This window comes from Bradyrhizobium mercantei (assembly GCF_001982635.1).
GTDB lineage: Bacteria > Pseudomonadota > Alphaproteobacteria > Rhizobiales > Xanthobacteraceae > Bradyrhizobium > Bradyrhizobium mercantei.
In genome coordinates this window covers 322,893-342,777 of the sequence record NZ_MKFI01000001.1, presented here as the reverse complement: position 1 = coordinate 342,777, position 19,885 = coordinate 322,893, and the positions used below count along the sequence as shown (strand labels likewise).

Annotated in this window: 20 protein-coding genes; 9 read left to right on the top strand and 11 right to left on the bottom strand. The window is 65.4% G+C overall.

Translation table 11 applies throughout. From position 1 onward, the window contains the following. Positions 1-107: 107 nt before the first annotated feature. On the bottom strand, positions 108-704 hold the full coding sequence (locus BI327_RS01650; protein WP_076858043.1) for a TetR/AcrR family transcriptional regulator: 597 nt from the start codon (positions 702-704) through the stop codon (positions 108-110). 133 nt (positions 705-837) lie between these two features. Here BI327_RS01650 and BI327_RS01645 point away from each other — a divergent pair, with 133 nt between their 5' ends. The 3 genes from BI327_RS01645 to BI327_RS43020 all read left to right on the top strand — a co-directional run bounded on the left by BI327_RS01645 (position 838) and on the right by BI327_RS43020 (position 4,168). After that, complete coding sequence (locus tag BI327_RS01645) at positions 838-2,070, top strand: MFS transporter (RefSeq protein ID WP_076858040.1); 1,233 nt, start codon at positions 838-840, stop codon at positions 2,068-2,070. 496 nt (positions 2,071-2,566) lie between these two features. Next, positions 2,567-3,964, top strand: a complete 1,398-nt coding sequence (locus BI327_RS01640; protein WP_076858038.1) for an ammonium transporter — start codon at positions 2,567-2,569, stop codon at positions 3,962-3,964. Positions 3,965-4,036: 72 nt separating this feature from the next. Further along, entirely contained in the window at positions 4,037-4,168 is a 132-nt protein-coding gene (locus BI327_RS43020; RefSeq protein WP_245334683.1) for an inositol phosphorylceramide synthase regulatory subunit KEI1, read from the top strand. Between the two features lie 98 nt (positions 4,169-4,266). On the opposite strand, the gene BI327_RS01630 is transcribed toward BI327_RS43020, so the two are convergent. The 3 genes from BI327_RS01630 to BI327_RS01620 all read right to left on the bottom strand — a co-directional run bounded on the left by BI327_RS01630 (position 4,267) and on the right by BI327_RS01620 (position 6,527). After that, positions 4,267-4,797 (bottom strand): hypothetical protein, encoded by a 531-nt coding sequence (locus BI327_RS01630; RefSeq protein WP_076858034.1) that lies wholly within the window; start codon positions 4,795-4,797, stop codon positions 4,267-4,269. 109 nt (positions 4,798-4,906) lie between these two features. Further along, positions 4,907-5,074 carry a 50S ribosomal protein L33 gene (rpmG, locus tag BI327_RS01625; protein WP_018271988.1) on the bottom strand — a complete coding sequence of 56 codons (168 nt, stop codon included), beginning with the start codon at positions 5,072-5,074 and terminating at the stop codon, positions 4,907-4,909. A gap of 127 nt (positions 5,075-5,201) precedes the next feature. Then, positions 5,202-6,527: an LLM class flavin-dependent oxidoreductase gene (locus tag BI327_RS01620; RefSeq protein WP_076858033.1), complete on the bottom strand. Its 1,326-nt coding sequence runs from the start codon at positions 6,525-6,527 to the stop codon at positions 5,202-5,204. 147 nt (positions 6,528-6,674) lie between these two features. On the opposite strand from BI327_RS01620, the gene BI327_RS01615 reads away from it, so the two are divergent. After that, the gene (locus BI327_RS01615) at positions 6,675-7,190 is read left to right on the top strand and encodes a GDSL-type esterase/lipase family protein (RefSeq protein ID WP_245334682.1); all 516 of its coding nucleotides are present in this window, start codon (positions 6,675-6,677) and stop codon (positions 7,188-7,190) included. A gap of 15 nt (positions 7,191-7,205) precedes the next feature. On the opposite strand, the gene BI327_RS01610 is transcribed toward BI327_RS01615, so the two are convergent. From BI327_RS01610 to topA, 4 genes are read right to left on the bottom strand one after another with little or no spacing between them, the layout of a single operon-like run. Beyond that, a complete protein-coding gene (locus BI327_RS01610) occupies positions 7,206-7,955 on the bottom strand; it encodes an NUDIX hydrolase (RefSeq protein WP_050627458.1) in 750 nt (249 codons plus the stop codon). 36 nt (positions 7,956-7,991) lie between these two features. Continuing rightward, on the bottom strand, positions 7,992-8,429 hold the full coding sequence (locus BI327_RS01605) for a DUF983 domain-containing protein (RefSeq protein WP_076858031.1): 438 nt from the start codon (positions 8,427-8,429) through the stop codon (positions 7,992-7,994). Beyond that, positions 8,420-10,783, bottom strand: a complete 2,364-nt coding sequence (rnr, locus tag BI327_RS01600) for a ribonuclease R (RefSeq protein ID WP_076858030.1) — start codon at positions 10,781-10,783, stop codon at positions 8,420-8,422. The genes BI327_RS01605 and rnr overlap by 10 nt, the downstream gene beginning before the upstream one ends. Beyond that, complete coding sequence (gene topA, locus BI327_RS01595) at positions 10,784-13,564, bottom strand: type I DNA topoisomerase (protein WP_076858028.1); 2,781 nt, start codon at positions 13,562-13,564, stop codon at positions 10,784-10,786. Between the two features lie 228 nt (positions 13,565-13,792). Between topA and BI327_RS01590 the strand changes: the two genes are divergently transcribed. Beyond that, positions 13,793-14,032 (top strand): hypothetical protein, encoded by a 240-nt coding sequence (locus tag BI327_RS01590; RefSeq protein ID WP_076858026.1) that lies wholly within the window; start codon positions 13,793-13,795, stop codon positions 14,030-14,032. Positions 14,033-14,266: 234 nt separating this feature from the next. Here BI327_RS01590 and BI327_RS01585 read toward each other — a convergent pair whose 3' ends face one another. Next, complete coding sequence (locus tag BI327_RS01585) at positions 14,267-14,740, bottom strand: winged helix-turn-helix transcriptional regulator (protein ID WP_076858024.1); 474 nt, start codon at positions 14,738-14,740, stop codon at positions 14,267-14,269. 109 nt (positions 14,741-14,849) lie between these two features. Here BI327_RS01585 and BI327_RS01580 point away from each other — a divergent pair, with 109 nt between their 5' ends. Further along, on the top strand, positions 14,850-15,623 hold the full coding sequence (locus tag BI327_RS01580) for an SDR family NAD(P)-dependent oxidoreductase (RefSeq protein ID WP_076858022.1): 774 nt from the start codon (positions 14,850-14,852) through the stop codon (positions 15,621-15,623). 256 nt (positions 15,624-15,879) lie between these two features. Further along, positions 15,880-16,041 carry a hypothetical protein gene (locus tag BI327_RS42580; protein ID WP_089025350.1) on the top strand — a complete coding sequence of 54 codons (162 nt, stop codon included), beginning with the start codon at positions 15,880-15,882 and terminating at the stop codon, positions 16,039-16,041. Between the two features lie 130 nt (positions 16,042-16,171). On the opposite strand, the gene BI327_RS01575 is transcribed toward BI327_RS42580, so the two are convergent. Further along, a complete protein-coding gene (locus BI327_RS01575) occupies positions 16,172-16,780 on the bottom strand; it encodes an FMN-dependent NADH-azoreductase (protein WP_076858020.1) in 609 nt (202 codons plus the stop codon). 99 nt (positions 16,781-16,879) lie between these two features. Here BI327_RS01575 and BI327_RS01570 point away from each other — a divergent pair, with 99 nt between their 5' ends. Next, a complete protein-coding gene (locus BI327_RS01570; RefSeq protein ID WP_076858018.1) occupies positions 16,880-17,278 on the top strand; it encodes a winged helix-turn-helix transcriptional regulator in 399 nt (132 codons plus the stop codon). A 147-nt stretch (positions 17,279-17,425) separates the two neighbouring features. Here BI327_RS01570 and dprA read toward each other — a convergent pair whose 3' ends face one another. Beyond that, positions 17,426-18,541, bottom strand: a complete 1,116-nt coding sequence (gene dprA / locus BI327_RS01565) for a DNA-processing protein DprA (RefSeq protein WP_076858016.1) — start codon at positions 18,539-18,541, stop codon at positions 17,426-17,428. A gap of 103 nt (positions 18,542-18,644) precedes the next feature. Between dprA and BI327_RS01560 the strand changes: the two genes are divergently transcribed. Continuing rightward, positions 18,645-19,883 (top strand): amidase, encoded by a 1,239-nt coding sequence (locus tag BI327_RS01560; protein ID WP_076858014.1) that lies wholly within the window; start codon positions 18,645-18,647, stop codon positions 19,881-19,883. Positions 19,884-19,885 lie beyond the last annotated feature (2 nt).

Sequence of the window (19,885 nt, the reverse complement as noted above, 5' to 3'; positions counted from 1 at the left end):
GGGCTGTTTGCGCGGTCGTCGGCAATCTCGCGCGACGGAATATTTCATTCGGCCATCACGCACGCTTGGCGCTACCAACCAAACGGAACCTGTTTGCGCAACCGGATTTATCCGCCGCGCTTCTTGTCCGCGGAGCCTGCGACCTTCACCCCGGCATTCGCCAGCAGCACACGGGCGGCTTCCCTGGCCGCGCACGCCATGGCGGGATCGTCGCGCACCAGGTCCTGTGCGATCGAACCATCGACCAGGAGCGTGAGCTGGGTCGCCAGTCCCTCGGCATCGGCGACATCGAGCTGGCGGAGCAGATCGCGAAACCAGATCCGGCGGCTTTCCTTGAAGGCAATTGCGATGTTTCTGACGGTGCGGTCCTCGTCATCAGGACCGAGCTCGGCCACCGCGTTGACGAACGGGCAGCCGCGGAAATCCTTCGCCGCAAAGCGCCGCTCCAGCGAATCGAAGGTCGCGAGAATCTGCTCGGCCGGCGGCTTGTCGGAGGGGCGGGGCTGCACGAAGCGGCGTTGCAGATAGGCTTCGATCAGCGCGTCCTTCGACGGGAAGTGATTGTAGAGCGTGCGCTTGCTGATACCGATCTCGGCCGCGATGGTGTCGACGCCGATCGCGCGAATGCCCTGCAGGTAGAACAGTTTGTCGGCGGTCTCGAGGATCCGCTCCTTCATGGTCTGTTTGGGAGGCGGGGAAGCCATGCGCCGGCCGTGATCCTCTTCGCTTGACAGCAGCGCTTGTGTATAGCCTAATTACACAGGTCTGTGTACCTAAAATATGCGGGAATCGCAGGCTGCGGCTATCGTGCCGCGCCCCTTTGGGAGAACAAGAACAATGCCCCTGTTGCAGGTCCTGCGTCCCACGCTTCCCATTCTGATCGGTGCCTCCATCATGCTCACGCTGAGCATGGGGCTGCGGCAGAGCCTCGGCATCTTCATGCAGCCGCTGACCCACGACATCGGCATTTCGGTGTCGCATTTCACGCTGGCGCTCGCCGTGCAGAACCTCGCCTGGGGCTTCCTGCAGCCGGTGGCGGGCGCGATGACGGTGCGTTACGGCTTCCGTCCGATCATGGTGGTCGGCGCGCTGGCCTATATCGCGGGCCTCGTGCTGATGACGACGGCGCATGGGCTCGTCAGCATCATGATCGGCGCCGGCGTGCTGATCGGCATTTCGCTCGCCTGCACCGCGAATGCGATCGCAATGTCGGTCGCCGCGCGCGCAGTGTCGGAGACGGTGCGCTCGACCGTGCTCGGCATGGTCTCGGCCGCAGGCTCGCTCGGCGCGCTGCTGTCGGCGCCGATCGGCCAGATGCTCAATGAAGGTTTCGGCTGGCGCGTCGGGCTTGCCGGTTTTGTCATCCTGTCGATCGGGATGATCCCGGCCGCGCTGTACGCCGGCCGCGTCGACAAGATTCCGCTGCCGAAGCCAACGGCCGATGATATCGGCAACGCCACGGCGGCGACTGCGGCGAAGACCGCGTTCGGCAATGCGTCCTTCGTGGTGATGACTTGTGCCTACATGGTCTGCGGCATGCAACTCGTCTTCCTCACCACGCATCTGCCGTCATATCTGGCGATCTGCGGCCTCGATCCGATGCTGAGCGCGCAGACGCTCGGCATGATCGGTGGCTTCAACGTGCTGGGCTCGCTGTTCTTCGGCTGGGCCGGCCAGCGCTGGAACAAGCTCGCGCTGCTCGGCGGGATCTACATCCTGCGCTCGCTCGCGCTCGCCTGGTACTTCATGCTGCCGGCAACGCCCGCCTCGACGCTGCTGTTCGGCGCCATCATGGGCTTCCTCTGGATGGGCGTCGGTCCGCTGGTCGCGGGTGCGGTGGCGGAGATGTTCGGGCTGCGCTGGCAGGCGATGATCCAGGGCCTTGCCTTCATGAGCCACCAGATCGGCAGCTTCCTCGGCGCCTACGGGGGAGGGCTGATCTACGACTCGCTCGGTTCCTACACCATGGCCTGGCGCATCGGCGTTGCCCTCGGACTTGCCGGCGGCATCATCCAGGTGGCGTTCGCGCTGATCCGGCCGTCGCAGCCACCGTTGCTCAAGGCCGCCTAAGCTTCCGATCCAGGTAAACCGGCGACTGCCCCATACGCGGGCAGCCGTCGGTTGCTGCCTATTTTTACATCTACCGCCTGCTGCGAGAACGTGCAGTGGAGCGCGAAGCCGTTTCGCGCGTGGATCGAATTTGCAGTATCTTCAACGTGTTGCTCGACCTGCACCGGTGGCACGAATCTTGATTGAATCTGGCTAGAAATCGTGCCGGAAGCCGTCGCTGAGGTTCCGGCCTGGGGACCCATGGGAAGGGCTGGCCGCGATGAGGCTAGTCGCCGTCACTCTCCAGCCATCCGCGCACCACGGCCTTCGCCGCGCCGCCGAGCAGGCGGCCTTTGTGCCTCGCGCCCGGCCTGCCGCCGCTGCGACGTCGCTGCATCCCGCCAGCCGCACCGCGGCTTCGAGAGATCCCGATACCGAACGCGCAATGTTTCGCCGTTCGTGCTTCGAACGCGGCGCGCCCATTCCGAACACCAGCATTTCTTGTGATGGGAGGACGATGATGGAGTCTGCGACATACACGCGCCCGAAGCTCGTGCGGATCGTGATTGCTCTGCTGGGAATGGCGTTTCTTTGCCTGCTGTTCAGCGACCTCGCACTGGCCGAGGACGCTGCGGCACCGCCTGCCTGCGGCGGCAAGATTCTCGAGAAGTGCACGCCGAATTCCGGCGACACCGCCTGGATGCTCACCTCCGTCGCACTCGTCCTGATGATGACGGTGCCGGGGCTCGGCCTGTTCTACGGCGGCATGGTGCGCAAGAAGAATGTCGGCGATACCGTGATGACCAGTTTCGCCGTGACCTGCTTGGTCACGATCCTGTTTGCCCTGCTGACCTACAGCCTGGCGTTTCGTGCCGGCACGCCGTTTATCGGCGGGCTCGATCGCATGTTCCTCAAGGACATCCTGAGCGATATCGGCAAGGGTGGTATCGGCAATCCCAATCCGCTCGCCGCGACCATCCCTGAGTCCGTCTACATCTGTTTCCAGATGACGTTCGCCATCATCACGCCGGCACTGATCGCCGGCGCGTTTGCCGAGCGGATGAAGTTCTCGGCGATGCTCTGGTTCATCGGACTGTGGGCGATCTTCGTCTATGCGCCGATCGCCCACTGGGTCTGGGGGCCCGACGGGATCTTCTCGGCGGGTAATGATGCTGCGTATGTCAAGGTTCTCGATTTTGCCGGCGGCACCGTTGTGCATATCAATGCCGGTGTGGCCGGCCTGATGTGCGCGATCATGCTCGGCAAGCGCGTCGAGACGGGGCCGGCGCACAACATGGTGCTGACCTTCATCGGCGCCTCGCTGCTATGGGTCGGTTGGTTCGGCTTCAACGCCGGCTCCGCCGTCACCGCCGGAATGCAGGCGGGCATGGCCATGCTGGTGACCCAGATCGCTACCGCAGTGGCGGGCTTCACCTGGATGCTGGTGGAATGGGCATTGAAGGGCAAGCCCACGGTCGTCGGCATCTGCTCGGGTGCCGTCGCTGGCCTCGTCGCGATCACGCCTGCTTCCGGTTTCGTCGGGCCGGTCGGCGCCTTCGCCATCGGGATCGCCGCCGGCGTCTGCTGCTATTGGGGATGCACCGGCTTGAAGCGCATGTTCAGCTACGATGATGCGCTGGATTGCTTCGGCGTTCATGCCCTCGGCGGCATCGTCGGGGCGCTGCTGACCGGAGTGTTCGCAATCGAGCAGTATGGTGGAACGGCCGGCGTTCTGGAGGGGAATCCCGGGCAATTCCTCAATCAGTGCATCGGCGTCGCGACGGTTTTCGTGTATGATGCCGTCGTGAGCCTGATCATCCTGTTCGTGATCAATCTCTTCGTCGGGCTTCGCGTGACGCGAGACGTCGAGCGCGAAGGGTTGGATCTGGCGCTGCACGGCGAGGTCGTGCAGTAGACTTGGCGGCATTCTGCGCTGGCCGGCGATTGCCGCCGGCTGGCGCGGGTCAAAGCTGTTCGAGGTGATCCGATGAACTGGTTCTATTGGAACACAGCGTGGTCGCTGTTCTTCAGCCTCGTTTGGTTCATGACCATCACACACAATCCGGATGCGCGCATTGCGGATGCGAACCTGCCCGATGAGGCGTTCGGCGGCCGCTAGAGCATGATCCGGAAAAGTGCGAAGCGGTTTTCCGAAAAGATCAACGCTCAGACAACGAGCTGGAGCGCGATGACGATTCAACCAGATCTCATCGCGCTTTAGCTGCGATAGTAGCGCCACATCCTGAGGAACGTCCGGTGGATCTCGTCGGGCGTCCGGTCGAATGGCTCGAGATCGATGCGGACCACGCCACGATGGTCCATGCGCCACGGCAGGCGCATCAGGAGCCGATAGGGTGGCCGCTTGCGCCAATCGGCGACCAGCGCGCTGCCGAGCGGTCCGCTCAGTGCGATCTGCAACTCGTGAACGGTCATCGCGCGCTCGGCGATCTCGACGAGGTCGATGCGCGTGATGGCGCGCCAGCGGATCAGCCCGAAGGCCTGGATGAAGATGCCGTACTGGTTGGCCCCGATGGTCGGACGACCGGCCTCCAGCAGGGGGATGTTGTAGTAGGTGAAGCCGCCGGCTGCTGCCGCCAGCGCCAGCCAATAGAGTGCGCCGGTGATCCAGCTCGTGGTCAGGAAGATCGCGGCGAGCGCGGCCGTGACATAGACCGGAAAGTAGATGTCCTCGCGGCCGTAGGCGACCGAGTAGCCGCCGACATTTCCCTCGTCCAAGCTTGCGATCATCTGAGCCCTGCGCCCGGGACCGGCCCGAAAAACATGAGGGATGACGCCAGGCTACAAAGCAAAAACGGGGCCGCGAGGGCCCCGTTTGAAACGTCAGAAGCAGCCGATCTTACTTGATCTTGGCTTCCTTGAACTCGACGTGCTTGCGCGCGACCGGGTCGTACTTCTTCTTGACCAGCTTGTCGGTCATGGTGCGCGAATTCTTCTTGGCGACGTAATAGAAGCCGGTATCGGCCGTCGACACGAGCTTGACCTTGATGGTGACCGCTTTGGCCATGTGCAAATCCTCGAAAATGAAGGGGTATCGGGAGCCGGCCAAATCGGCCCGCGTTTGGCCCGGAAACTAGCCACAAACCGTGAGAAGTCAAGGATTTCCCGGCCGAAACGGACCCGATTCCGGCCAATTAGCCCTCGAAGAACTGGTTTTTCGGCCGCGGCAGGCCCAGATTTTCGCGCAATGTCCGCCCTTCGTACTCGGTCCGGAAGATTCCGCGCTTCTGCAGTTCCGGCACCACCTTGTCGACGAACTCGAACAGGCCCTGCGGCAGATAGGGGAACATGATGTTGAAGCCGTCGCTGCCGTGGCCGGTCAGCCATTCCTCCATCTGGTCGGCGATGGTCTGCGGCGTGCCGACGAAGGCGAGCCCGCCATAGCCGCCGACGCGCTGGGCGAGCTGGCGCACGGTGAGCTTGTCGCGCGCGGCGACGTCGACGAGGCGCTGCCGGCCGCTCTTGCTTGCATTGGTTTCCGGGATCGGCGGCAATTGCCCGTCGGGATCGAAGCCGGACGCATCGGTGCCGAGGATCACCGACAGCGAGGCGATCGCGCTGTCGTAATGCACGCGGCTGTCGAGCAGCGCGCGCTTCTCCTTGGCTTCCTCGACGCTGTCACCGACCACCACGAAGGCGCCGGGCAGGATCTTCAGATGCTCGGGATCGCGGCCGATCTTCTCCATGCGGCCCTTGATGTCGGCGTAGAGCTTCTGTCCGTCGGCCAGGCTGCCGCCGCCGGTGAAGACGGCTTCCGCGGTCTCGGCCGCAAGCTGCCGGCCGTCGTCGGAGGCGCCGGCCTGCACGATGACCGGCCAGCCCTGCACCGGGCGGGCGATGTTCAAGGGGCCGCGCACCGAGAGATATTTGCCCTTGTGGTTGAGCACATGCATCTTGCCGGGATCGACGAACAGGCCGGACTCGACATCACGCACGAAGGCGTCATCGGCAAAGGAATCCCAGAGGCCGGTGACCACATCGTAGAACTCGCGGGCGCGCTTGTAGCGCTCGGCGTGCTCCATGTGATCGTCGAGCCCGAAATTCAGCGCCGCGTCAGGATTTGAAGTCGTGACGATATTCCAGCCGGCGCGGCCGCCGGAGATGTGATCGAGCGAGGCGAAGCGGCGGGCGACGTGATAGGGCTCGTCGAAGGTGGTCGAGCCGGTCGCGATCAGGCCGATATTCTCGGTCACGGCGGCCAGCGCCGAGAGCAGCGTGAACGGTTCGAACGATGTGACCGTGTGGCTGCGCTTCAGCGCATTGATCGGCATGTTCAGCACGGCCAGATGGTCGGCCATGAAGAAGGCATCGAACTTGCCGGCCTCGAGCTTCCGGATCAGCGTCTTGATGTGGTCGAAGTTGAAATTGGCGTCGGGCCAGGCCCCGGGATAGCGCCAGGCGCCGGTGTGGATGCTGATCGGCCGCATGAACGCGCCGAGCTTGAGTTGACGCTTCGCCATTGCCCCGTTCCGTTCCTGATGTCGTTAGCGGAACAGATAGGGAGGCCGGCGGGTAACGCCATGAGGGTCCTCAAGAAGAATCTTGCAATCTGGGCGACGAGAAGAGGATATTTTCAACCCGATGCCTTTGTCATTGCGGCGGGGGACATGATTTATCCGGCAAGGCCTTTGCGGATCTTTGGCTTCCTGGTCGCGCTGATGTTCTGTCTTGGCAGCCCGGCGCGGGCCCAGATCGTTGCGATCGGCGCGAGCAATGTCGCGGGCAGGGGTGTCAGCAGTTCGGACGCCTGGCCGGCGCAGCTGCAGGGCATGCTCGCCGCCAAGGGCCGCAATGTCCACGTGACCAACGCCGGAATCAATGGCGACACCAACGCCGGCATGCTGGCCCGGCTCGATTCCGCGGTCCCCGAAGGGACCAGGATCGTGCTGCTCGACCGCTATGGTGGTGGCTGGAACGCCAGGCGATTGGGGCAGGGCGATCAGAACGCGGAATTGGCTGCGATCGAGGCGAAGCTGCGCAGCCGGCACATCCGCGTGATCCCAATGTGGTGGAATGCGGTCCTGCGCAACTACCTGCAGCCGGACCACATTCACTTCACGGTCGAGGGACACCGGCTGGTTGCCGCGCACATGCTGCCCTCGGTGGCGTCAGCGGTTCGCTGACCTGCGATCGGAGCTCTACGCCCCGAGCACGTCCTTCTGCATCTTGCCGCCGTAGAAATGGAAGAACGGCACCGGCGCGTCGTGGCGGAGCGGGCCGGTGGCGAGGCGGCGGTCGAGCTCAGCGAGCACGTTCTTGGTCATGGCGTGCGCATCGGCGAGCGGCTCGGAGCCGATCTCGACCCAGACCAGCTCGACCAATTCCGCATCCGCATGCACCACGCCTTCGACACGATGCGCGATCGTCGAGGCGTCCGCAGTGAAGAAGCGCGTGTCGAAGCGGCGGACGCGGCCGGGCGGGGTGATCGCGCGCGCGATCAGGAACAGGCCGGACGGATCGGGCAACAGACCCGCGTCGGCGAACGGCGCCCACGGGCCGTCGAGCTTTGCTGTCTTCTCGACCTTGCGGCCGAGGCAGAGCCCGGTCTCTTCGCAGGCTTCGCGGATCGCCGCATTGGCGAGCGCACGCGCGCGGCCGGGCGTGATCTTCGGACTGCCTTTCAACAGATTGGCTTCGAGCTCCGGCGTGATCGGAGCCGCGACCGGCACGCGATTGTCGGCCTTGTCGACGCGGCCGCCGGGGAAGACGAATTTGCCCGGCATGAACACGACCTTGTCGTGGCGCTTGCCGACCAGCACCTTCGGCTTGGCGCCGGAGCGATCGATCAGGATCAGCGTCGCCGCATCCTTCGGCCGGAAATACGCATGATGATCGGCTTCTTTTTCGCCCTGGTGGACCACAGCGGCGGGTGCGGCGGCTTCAGTCATCTCATCCCTTTCATTTCTTCTTGTGGTCCGGTTTAGCTAGACCGGCGGGATGTCGCTAGGGGGATTCTCGTCAAAGCCATGCATGCGCAGAGCCCATTGCAAGCCGATCACGGCTCCCTTCACCGGCTGCAACAGCGCCAGCGATGCGAACAGCGTGAACGGCAGATAGATCGCAAGTTGCAGCCAGACCGGCGGTGAATACTCGGTCTCGATCCACAGCGCGGTCGGTACCACCATATGGCCGACAATCACGATGACGAGATAGGCGGGCAGATCGTCGGCGCGATGCGGCGAGAAATCGAGGTCGCAGACCGGGCAATGGCCGTCGCATTTGAGAAACTTGCGGAACAGTCGGCCTTTTCCGCAGCGCGGACAACGGCCGCGGAACCCGCGCTTCATCGCGCCCCACACGTCGCGCTTCTCGGGCTCGGCCGCGTCGCGAGTCCAGACCACCGTCGGCGGTGTCACTTCCATGACTTGCCTCGCTTCGATTTGCCGGGCTTCGACTTCGCCGGCTTGCGGTCCTTCTTGTTGCGCGCCTTGCGTTCCTTGTGCGCCTTCTTGCCGGATCCCTTGCCTGGCCCCTTGCCAAATCCCGCGGCGCGGCTCTCGGCTCTCTTGCCGTCGCGTTTTCTGTCGCGCGGAATTGCCTGGCCGTCGGATAATAGCTCAAAGCGCAGTGCGCCCGCCACTGGCGCGGCCTCGACCAGCCGCACGTCGACGACGTCGCCGAGCCGATACATGGTTCCGCTGCGCGAGCCGATCAGCGCGTGGCGGGTTTCGTCGTAGTTGAAATATTCGCTGCCGATGGTGCGGATCGGGATCAGGCCGTCGGCGCCGGTGTCGTCGAGCTTCACAAACAGGCCGGCGCGCGTCACGCCGGAGATGCGGCCCTGGAACGAGGCGCCGACCTTGTCGGCAAGGAAATGCGCGATCAGCCGGTCGGTGGTCTCGCGCTCCGCCTTCATCGCGCGGCGCTCGGTGACGGAAATCTGCGCGGCGATTTCGGCGAGCGTCTCCACGCTCTCGTCCGTCGGCAAGGCGCCTTCGCCAAGGCCGAGCGCGCGGATCAGCGCGCGATGCACGATCAGATCGGCGTAGCGGCGGATCGGTGAGGTGAAGTGCGCGTAGCGGCGCAGGTTCAAGCCGAAATGGCCGTAATTCTCCGCGGAGTATTCGGCCTGTGCCTGCGAACGCAGCACCACCTCGTTGACCAGCGGTTCGTAGTCCTCGCCGGCGACCTGCGCCAGCACGCGGTTGAATTGCGATGGACGCAGCGCCCCCTGTTTGGTGAAGGGCAGGTCGAGCGTCTTGAGGAATTCCTGGAGGTTGTGCACCTTCTCCTGGCTCGGCTCGTCATGCACGCGGTAGATCAGCGGCAGCGCCTTCTTCTCCAGCATCTCGGCCGCGGCGACGTTGGCGAGGATCATGAACTCCTCGATCAGGCGGTGCGCATCGAGCCGCTGCGGCACGATCACCCGATCGACGGTGCCGTCCGGCTTCAGCAGGATCTTGCGCTCCGGCAGATCGAGATCGAGCGGGTCGCGTTCGTTGCGGGCGAGCTTGACCAGCTCGTAGGCCGACCACAGCGGCTTCAGGATCGGATCGAGGATGGGGCCCGTCGCGTCATCCGGCCTGCCGTCGATCGCGGCCTGCGCTTGCGCGTAGTTGAGCTTCGCGGCCGAGCGCATCAGCACGCGGTGGAACGTATGCGAGCGCTTGCGGCCGTCGGCGCCGATCACCATCCGCACCGCGAGCGCGCCGCGCGGCTCGCCCGGCACCAGCGAGCAGAGATTGTTGGAGATGCGCTCGGGCAGCATCGGCACCACGCGGTCGGGGAAATACACCGAATTGCCGCGCTGGAGTGCGTCGCGGTCGAGCGCCGAGCCGGGCCGCACATAGTAGGCGACATCGGCAATTGCGACATGGACGATGAAGCCGCCCTTGTTGTTGGGATCAGTGTCGACCTCGGCATGCACGGCGTCGTCGTGATCCTTGGCGTCAGGCGGATCGATGGTGACGAGCGGCACGTCGCGCCAGTCCTCGCGACCCTGCAAAGTCGCGGGTTTTGCCTCTTCGGCCTCGCGGAGCGCAGAAGACGAAAACACCTGCGGGATGTCGTGGGTGTTGATCGCGATCAGGCTGATCGCCTTTTCGCTCGCGATCGAGCCGAGCCGTTCCTTGACGCGGGCGGAGGCGAGACCAAAGCCGCGGGTGCGGATCAGGTCGACGCTGATCAGGTCGCCGTCCTCGGCGCCGCCGGTATCTGGCTTGGCGATGTTGAGCTCGCGGCCGGCCTGCTTCTTGTCGACCGGGATCAGCCGTCCGCCGCCGTCGGGATTGCGACGGAAGATGCCGAGGATACGGGTGCGGCCGTGATCGATCACCTTGATGACGCGGCCGCGATAGGGCGTGCGGTCTTGCTCGTCGCTCACCTCGACCCGCAGCAGCGCGCGGTCGCCGACGCCGGCGGTGGTGCCGGGCTTCGGCCGCCGCGGCGTCTCGATGCGGATTTTCGGGGCGGTGCCGTTCTCTTCCGTGTCCCACTCGGCGGGGGTGGCGATCAACTCGCCGTCAGAGTCACGGCCGGTGATGTCGGCGAGCACGGTCGGCGGCAGCGCCGCCGGTTCGTGGATCCTGCGGCCGCGTTTTGCAATTGTGCCGTCGTCGGCGAGATCGCGGAGGATCCGCTTCAGCTCGATGCGGTCGGCGTTCTTCAGGCCGAACTCGCGCGCGATCTCGCGGGTGCCGACCTTGCCTGGATTGGCGCGGATGAAGGCGACGATGGCGTCCCGGCCCGGAAAGCCATGGTCGGGTTTTCGTTTCACTTATCCTCGTGCCTTGCCGGCGCTCTTCTTCGCGGGCGCTTTCGCTGACGTCGATGACTTTGCAGGCGATGTCTTGGCCCCCGAAGCGACCGGCGCGCGCGCCTTGCTGGCCGCATCCGATTTCGGCTTCGCGGCGGCCTTCTTCGCAGCCTTCTTGGCGGGCTTGGCCTCGGCATCGTCGCCGTCGGCGGCCTCAGCCTTGGTCTTTTCAGATTTGGCTTTGGCGGCCTTGGCAGGCTTTTCCGCCTTCGCCTTCTTGACCTTCTTGCCGCCGCCCTTGGCCGCGCGCTCGTCGATCAGCGCGATGGCTTCCGCGAGCGTGACCTCGTCGGGCGTGCGGTCGCTCGGGATCGTCGCATTGACGCCGCCGGCCGCGACATAGGCGCCGTAGCGGCCGTTCTTCAGCGCGACCGCGCCGAGCGTTGGGTGATCGCCGAGCGGCTTGCCGGGATCGGCGCCGAAGCGGCGGCCGCTCGGGCCCTTCGCGATCTTCTCCGCGATCAGCGTCACGGCGCGGTTCAAGCCGATGTCGAACACCTCGTCGCCGGCCTCGAGGCTGGCATAGGTCTTCTCGTGCTTGACGAACGGCCCGAACCGGCCGAGGCCGGCGGTGATCGGCTGCCCGGTTTCCGGATGCTTGCCGATCTCGCGCGGCAGCGACAGCAGCTTCAGCGCCAGTTCGAGATCGACATCGGCGGGCGAGGTGCCCTTCGGGATGCCCGCGCGCTTCGGCTTCTCGCCTTCAGCGTAATCCTTCTGCTCGCCGAGCTGGATATAGGGACCGAAGCGGCCGGCCTTCACCGTGACGTCGAACCCGGTGTCGGGATCGGTGCCGAGCACGCGGTCGGCGCTCTCGGCGCTGTCGGCCGCGAGCGGGCGGGTGTAGCGGCATTCCGGATAGTTCGAGCAGCCGACGAAGGCGCCGAACTTGCCGGCCTTGAGGTTCAGCCGGCCGGTGCCGCAGGTCGGGCACTGCCGCACGTCGCCGCCATCCGCGCGCGGCGGATAGATGTGCGGGCCGAGCATCTCGTCGAGCGCGTCGAGCACCTCGGCGACGCGGAGGTCCTTGATGTCGTTAACCGCGCCGATGAAGCCGCGCCAGAAATCCTGCAGCACCTGCTGCCAGGCGATCTCGTTGTTGGAGATGCGGTCGAGCTGCTCCTCGAGATCGGCGGTGAAGTCGTACTCGACGTAGCGCGAGAAGAAGTTCTCGAGGAAGGCGACCACGACGCGGCCCTTGTCCTCGCCGTGCAGCCGCTTCTTCTCAAGCTTGACGTAGCCGCGATCCTTCAGCACCTGCAGGATCGAGGCGTAGGTCGAGGGACGGCCGATGCCGAGCTCTTCCATCCGCTTCACCAGCGATGCTTCCGAGAAGCGCGGCGGCGGTTCGGTGAAGTGCTGGGTGACGGCGAGGCTCTGGCGCTTCACGGCTTCGCCCTGGCTCATCGCGGGCAGGCGGCGCGAATCCTCGTCCTCCTCGTCGTCACGGCTTTCCTGGTAGAGCGCGAGGAAGCCGTCGAACTTGATGACCTGGCCGGAGGCGCGCAGCTCCAGCACCCGGGAGCCGGCCTTGGCCTCGATATCGACCGTGGTGCGCTCGAGCTCGGCCGATTCCATCTGGCTCGCGATGGTGCGCTTCCAGATCAATTCATAGAGCCGCGCCTGATCGGCATCGAGCCGGCGGCCGATGGTGGCCGGACGCCGCGACAGATCGGTCGGACGGATCGCTTCGTGGGCTTCCTGCGCGTTCTTGGCCTTGGCCTGGTATTGGCGCGGGGCATCCGGCACGTAGGCGTTGCCATAGTCCTCGCCGATCACCTTGCGCGCCTGGGTGATCGCCTCGGGCGCGATCTGCACGCCGTCGGTTCGCATATAGGTGATGAGGCCGGTGGTCTCGCCGCCGATGTCGATGCCTTCATAGAGCCGCTGCGCGATGCGCATGGTATGCGCCGGCGCGAAGCCGAGCTTGCGGCTCGCTTCCTGCTGCAGGGTCGAGGTAGTGAAGGGCGCCTGCGGATTGCGCCGCGCCGGTTTGGCTTCGACGGTCGCGACCTTGAACAGCGCGGCCTCGATCGCCTTCTTGAAGTCCTCGGCTTCCGCGCCGGAGCCGATGTCGAGCCGGGCGATCTTCTTGCCGTCGGCGCCGACCAGCCGCGCCTCGAAGGCTTCGCCGCGCGGCGTCAGCAGCGTCGCGACCAGCGACCAGTACTCCCGCGGCACGAACTTCTCGATCTCGAGCTCGCGGTCGCAGACCAGCCGCAGCGCGACCGATTGCACGCGGCCGGCAGAGCGGGCGCCGGGCAACTTGCGCCACAGCACCGGCGAGAGGGTGAAGCCGACGAGATAGTCCAGCGCACGGCGCGCCATGTAGGCGTCGACCAGCGCGCCGTCGATCTGGCGCGGCGCCTTCATGGCCTCGGAGACGGCCTGCTTGGTGATGGCGTTGAACACCACGCGCTCGACCTTCTGGTCCTTCAGCGCGCGCTTCTCCTTCATCACCTCCAGCACGTGCCAGGAGATCGCCTCGCCCTCGCGATCGGGGTCGGTTGCGAGGATCAGGCGGTCGGCACCCTTCAGCGCCTTCGCGATGTCGTTGAGCCGGCTCGCGGCCTTGGCATCGACCTCCCAGATCATCTGGAAATTGGCGTCCGGATCGACGGAACCGTTCTTGGCCGGGAGGTCGCGAACATGGCCGAACGACGCCAGGACCTCGTAGGAGGACCCCAGATATTTGTTGATCGTCTTGGCCTTGGCCGGCGACTCCACAATGACGATATTCATGTCATTCCAATAGCTTACGGGAAAACTTGAAGGCAGGTTCCGCTAGACTCGCGACCTGCCGTGTCGGGGCGAACATGGGTGCTGGGGCGGTCGGTGTCAAATCGCCAGATATTGAAGGGAGGGCCGAAGCTGTGGAGTTTCTATCCCAAGGGTTGAAAAATGCGTCCTAGAGTTGCGGCCGGAAAGGGCGTATCTCTTTATATATAGGTAGGAATCGGATTAGGCCTTTTGAGCAGCACAGGGGGCGGGCGCAAGCCCGGGCCGTCCGGCCGACGGCGACCGGCGGGCGACGAACCAGGTGGGAAGGGCGACCCGGATGACGCCCTGGTCCTGATCGCGGCCGCAGCGACCGAACTTGCCAAACTCGCCCAGCGCCACAAATTCGAGGTGCTCGACCACCTGCTCGCGATGACCCGCCTGGAGGCCGACGAGCAATTGCGGGCGAGGAGCCGAAGGAAGCTGTCGTGAGGGAAGTCGGTGCCAAGCGAGGAGTGGCACCGACAGCCAGGTTCTCGGTGTCATCACCCGCGCGAAAGCGGGTGATCCAGTATTCCAGAGACGTCAGTGCTTGAGCGGAGGGGCCGCGGCGTACTGGATCGCCCGGTCAAGCCGGGCGATGACGGTGTGGGTGTGGACGCAGCTTCTCGCTCTCGCGCGCAACTTCGCGCCGAGAGGCGCATCCAGCAATGACGGCGGAGAGGGTTACACCAATGCGCGCCGGGCCGTCTTCTTCACCGGCCGCGGCTTCAGCGTCGTGTCGGCTGCGCCGAGCACGCGTCCGTCCTGCGACAGCAGCGCGAGCTTCCTCACTGGTCTGCCCTTGTCGCGGTCGACCATGATGGTCGCGATCTCGTCCGGATGCTCGTCGAACTCCTCGGTCCATTGCCGGAGCGCGACCAGGATCGGGAAGATGCCGTGGCCCTTCGGCGTCAGCACATATTCCTGATAGGCGCTGCCGTCGGAGGCGGGGACTGTCTTGAGAATGCCGCGCTCGACCAGCGTGCGCAGCCGCGTGGCGAGGATGTTCTTTGCGAGCCCAAGGCCTGCCTGGAATTCGCCGAAGCGGCGCCGGCCGAGGCTGGCGTCGCGGATGATCAGGAGCGACCACCAATCGCCGAACACGTCGAGCGCGCGCGCCACCGGGCAACTATCGCCTGCAAGGCTGGTTCGTTTCACGGCTGTCTCCAGGAATTTCGCTCATCACGATCTTGTGTGGTTGCAATATTAAACTTGGTGCTCTAGTTAGGCAATGAAGTTTAATAATGCAACCACATTGGAGGCGGACATGAGACTGGCAAACAAGACGGCGTTGATCACCGGCGGCAACAGCGGCATCGGGCTTGCGACAGCAAAGCTGTTCGTGGCCGAAGGCGCCAAGGTCGTCATCACCGGGCGCAACAAGGAGACGCTTGCGGCGGCAGCGAAGGAGCTCGGGCCGAATGCACTCGCTGTCGTGGCCGATGCCACCGACGTCGCGGCGCTGGAAGCCGCGGTGAAGCAGGGCGCCGAGAAGTTCGGCAAATACGACGTGCTGTTCGCCAACGCGGGCATCCCCGGCCAGACGCCGGTCGGCGGCACAACGCTTGCCGCATTCGAGAATGTGATCCGCACCAATCTCACCGGCGTGTTCTTCACCGTGCAGGCGGTCGCGCCTTATCTCAACGACGGCGCGTCCATCATCCTCAACGGCTCGGTGATTTCGGTGCTCGGCAATCCCGGCTACTCGGCCTATGCCGCGAGCAAGGCCGGCGTGCGTGCGATGGCACGTGTGATGGCGTCAGAACTGTCGCCGCGCAACATCCGCGTCAACGTGGTGGCGCCGGGCGCGGTGCGCACGCCGATCTGGGGCGCCGCGATCGCAACGCCGGAGGCCGAGAAGGCCTTCGAGAAGCGGATCGGCATGACCACTCCGCTCGGGCGGATCGGCGAACCCGATCACATCTCGAAGACCGTGTTGTTCCTGGCCTCCGATGACGCGGCCCATGTGCAGGGGCAGGAGCTGTTCATCGATGGCGGCTCAACGGCGTCTCCCGCCGGCGCGCCGATCTATCGCGGCTAGAGTCTTTCGTTCCGATTGAATCAGAACGGGCTCTAGACTTTATCTTGACGCGTTTTCCTCACGCGAACCGGTCTCCACTTCGCTCGAAAACGCTCTCAGTTTGTTTCTCATTGTAGCGAACGGCCGGTGTGAAACGCTTCACACCGGCCGATTTCGTTCGCGACTATCATCGCGCGCATTGAACCTTTGACGTACTCGCCGGACTCCTGAAAAGGGCGGGGATTTTTTTCACCACGGAATCATTTGGAGTGCCGTCATGCCGAAAGCAGCTGCCCGCATTTCGACGTCGATCCCGGTTTCGTCCGAATCCGAAAGTTCGGACACGACACAGTTTGTGACGGTCGCGTTGTTTTCCGGCATCGGCCTGCTGATTTCGCTGGTCGCCGTCATCCTCGGCATTCAGGGCGTCTGGTTCTGACGCCCCGCCCACAACTGTCATATCCCGCGCATGCGGGGTATCCAGTAAGCCGCGGACCATCGGTTCAACAGCAACCGCCTCTGGAATACTGGGTCACCCATTTTGCGGGTGACGACAGGCGGTTCCGGAACTAGGCGGCGTTCAGGCTGCCGGCGGCCTGGAGCGCGCCCGCAACCGCCTTCTCGCGATGCTCGGGGCCGACCTGGATGCCGTCAGCGGGGATGAATTCGAGATTCCTGACACCGATGAAGCCGAACACACCGCGCAGATAGGTCTCGAGGTGCTCGAGCGCTGCCATCGGCGTGTCGGCGCCGTAGTACCCGCCGCGCGAGATCGCGATGATGACGCGCTTGTTGCCGGCCAATCCCTCAACGCCGCCGGCGCCGTACTTGAAGGTCTTGCCTGCGACGACGACGCGATCGATCCAGGCCTTGAGCTGGGATGGAATGGTGAAATTGTACATGGGGGCGCCGATCACGACGATGTCGGCGGCGAGGAACTCGTCCAGAACCGTCTGGCCGGTCGCGATGTCGTCGCGCACCGACGGGTCTGGGGCTGCGCCCTGACTGGCGGCGAGGTGGAGGCCGGACAGGTGGGCGAGCGGGGTCTGGGTGAGATCGCGGTAGCTCACGACGAGGCCGGGATTGGCCTGGCGCAGCCGCTCGACGGCGGCGGCGGAGACCTGGCGGCTGACGGAGTGGGGGCCGAGGACCGAGGAGTCGATGTGCAGAAGTTTCATGGCTGAGGTCACCTTTGGTATAGGTTTGTAACTGGCGCTATATGAGTGACCGCCCTAAATCTCCGCAAGAACGCACATTTTTGAAACCCGAGCACACCGATGAGACCCGAGCACATCCATGTAACCGACCCGCCGCTCAATCCGGCGGAGCATCAGGACTGCCGCGGCGTCGCCTCCGTGCTGTCGCGCGTCGGCGACAAATGGAGCGTGCTGGTCATCATGCTGCTGCGCGACGGACCGCGCCGCTTCAACGAACTGAAGCGGATGATCAACGGCATTTCGCAGCGGATGCTGACGTTGACCCTGCGCGGGCTGGAGCGTGACGGGCTGGTGACGCGCACGGTGTTCCCGACCATTCCGCCGCGGGTCGATTACGAGCTGACCGATCTCGGCCGCGGGCTCGCCGTCCCAGTCATGGCGCTCGGCGAATGGGCGTTCGCGCATCTGCCGCAGATCGAGGGCGCGCGAAACGATTTCGATGCGCGCAACGCGGAGTGATCAACTTGTTATCCGTCACCCTGAGGAGGCCGCAATGCGGCCGTCTCGAAGGGTCGACGGCCACAGTCGGGCCGTCGATCCTTCGAGACGCGCTACGGGCTCCTCAGGATGACGGACTGACATTTGCGCGAGCAAACAATTCGCCAGCTAAATCATCGACACCAGCCCGCCGCCGTGACGTTCGAGTCTGCCGGCTAGTTCGAGTTCGAGCAGCACCGCGCGGACAATGGCGGGCGAGACGTCGGCCATCCGGATCAGATCGTCGAGGCTGATCGGGCTCGGGCCGAGCAGGTTGATGATGCGGGCGCGATCGCCGCTATCTGTGGCAAAATCCAGCGGCTCGTCTTCCTCACGCGCGCCAAGCATGACGGGCCGCTCCATGATCGGCGTCACCGCGCTGATGACGTCGGCAGCTTCGGTGACCAGCGTGGCGCCTTGCTTGATCAAATCGTTGGCGCCGGCGGCGCGCGGATCGATCGGCGAGCCCGGCACCGCGAACACCTCGCGGCCCTGTTCGGCGGCCATTCGCGCCGTGATCAGCGAGCCCGAGCGATGCGCGGCCTCCACCACCACGACGCCGAGCGAGGCGCCGGAGATCAGCCGGTTGCGGCGGGGGAAGTCGCGCGCCCGCGGCACGTGGCCGAGCGGCATCTCGGAGATCGCGGCGCCGTGTTCGAGCAAAGCGGCCAGCAAATCCTCATGCTCGGGCGGGTAGATGCGGTCGTGCCCGCCGGCGAGCACGGCGACGGTGCCGCTTGCGACGGTGGCGCGATGCGCTGCCTGATCGATGCCGCGGGCCAGGCCGGAGATCACGACAAAGCCGGCATCGCCGAGATCGCGCGCCAGGGTGCCCGCAAATTTCAGCCCGGCGCCGGAGGCATTGCGGGAGCCGACGATCGCGATCATCGGCCGCATCGTGGTGTCGCGCGCACCGCGCACGCCGAGCAGCGGCGGCGCGTCGTCGATGGTGGCAAGCCGCGTCGGATAATGCGCCTCCTCGGGCGCGACGAGATCGATGCCGAATTTGCGGCAGGCTGCGAGCTCGGCTGTGGCGTCGGCCTCGCTGCAGATCCGCCCGGCGCCCGATGCGCCGCCGCGGCGGGCGAGATCGGGCAGGCGCTCCAGCGCGTGCGCCGCGTCGCCAAAATGGCGGAGCAGCGATGCAAAGGTGCGCGGGCCGACATTGTCGGAGCGGATCAGCCGCAGCCGGTTGAGCCGTTCGGCGTCGGTGAGTTTTGCGGGGCTGGGCGAACGGTCATGCATGCAGGATGCAGCTTCGCCCAACCTGAGATTGTGATCAACTGCGACATTGGCGCAGCCGCGCGCGACGCGCTAAAAGCGGCCGCCAATGTCAGGGAAGCCGCCCATGATCTCACTTGCCGACCTCAAAGCGCGTATCGAGCAGGGCGCGCTGTCGCCCGATGCCGCCATCGGCCAATCGCAGGACGCCATCGCAGCCCAGGACAAGGCGATCGGCGCCTTCGTCCGCCATGACGCTGCGGCGCGTGCGCAAAGCGCCGGACCGTTGCGCGGTATTGCGGTCGGTATCAAGGACATCATCGACACCGCCGATTTCCCGACCGAGATGGGCGCTGCGATCTATCGCGGGCACCAGCCGCGTGCCGATGCGCCGGTCGTGATGGCGCTGAAGCAGGCCGGCGCCACCATCATCGGCAAGACCACCACGACCGCGTTTGCGGCCAACGATCCGACCGCAACGCTCAATCCGCATAATCACGCCCATACGCCGGGCGGCTCGTCGTCGGGCTCGGCGGCCGCGGTCGCCGCCGGCATGGTTCCGCTCGCGCTCGGCACCCAGACCGGCGGCTCGGTGATCCGCCCGGCCTCGTTCTGCGGCGTCGCCGCGATCAAGCCGAGCTACCGGCTGCTGCCGACCGTCGGCGTGAAGTGCTTTTCGTGGACGCTCGATACCGTCGGGCTGTTCGGCGCCGGCGTGCGCGATGTCGCGCTGGGGCTGGCGGCGATGACCAGGCGGGCGGACCTCGTGGTGCCGTCGCAGGTCGCGGCGCCGCGCATCGGCGTGGTGACGCAGGCCTTCGCCGGCGCACCGGAAAATTCCGGCGCGGAGGCGTTGCAGAAGGCCGCGCGGGCCGCCGAGCAGGCGGGAGCGACCGTGCGCGAGCTCGCAATGCCCGAGATCATCGCGGAAGCCTGGCGGATCCATCCGGTGGTGCAGGAGTTCGAGGCGCATCAATCGTTCGCCTGGGAGTACGGCCAGAATTACGATGCGATGCCGCCGCTGCTGCGCGGCCGGCTCGACGAGAGCAAGGGCGGCACGCCAGCCGAATACGACGCGGCGATGGACGTCACGCTGCGCGCGCGGCAGGCGCTGGCCGCGATCCTCGGCGAGGTCGACGTGCTGCTGACGCTGTCGGCACCGGGGGCTGCGCCGAGCGGCTTGGCGTCGACCGGCGATCCCCGTTACAACCGGCTTTGGACCTTGATGGGCGTACCCTGCGTCAACGTGCCGACGCTGACCGCCGAGGGCGGATTGCCTGTCGGCGTGACCGTGATTGCGGGTTTTGGCGATGACGCCAAGGCGCTGGCGGCGGCGAGCTTTGTCGAGGACGCGTTGAGGGCCTAACG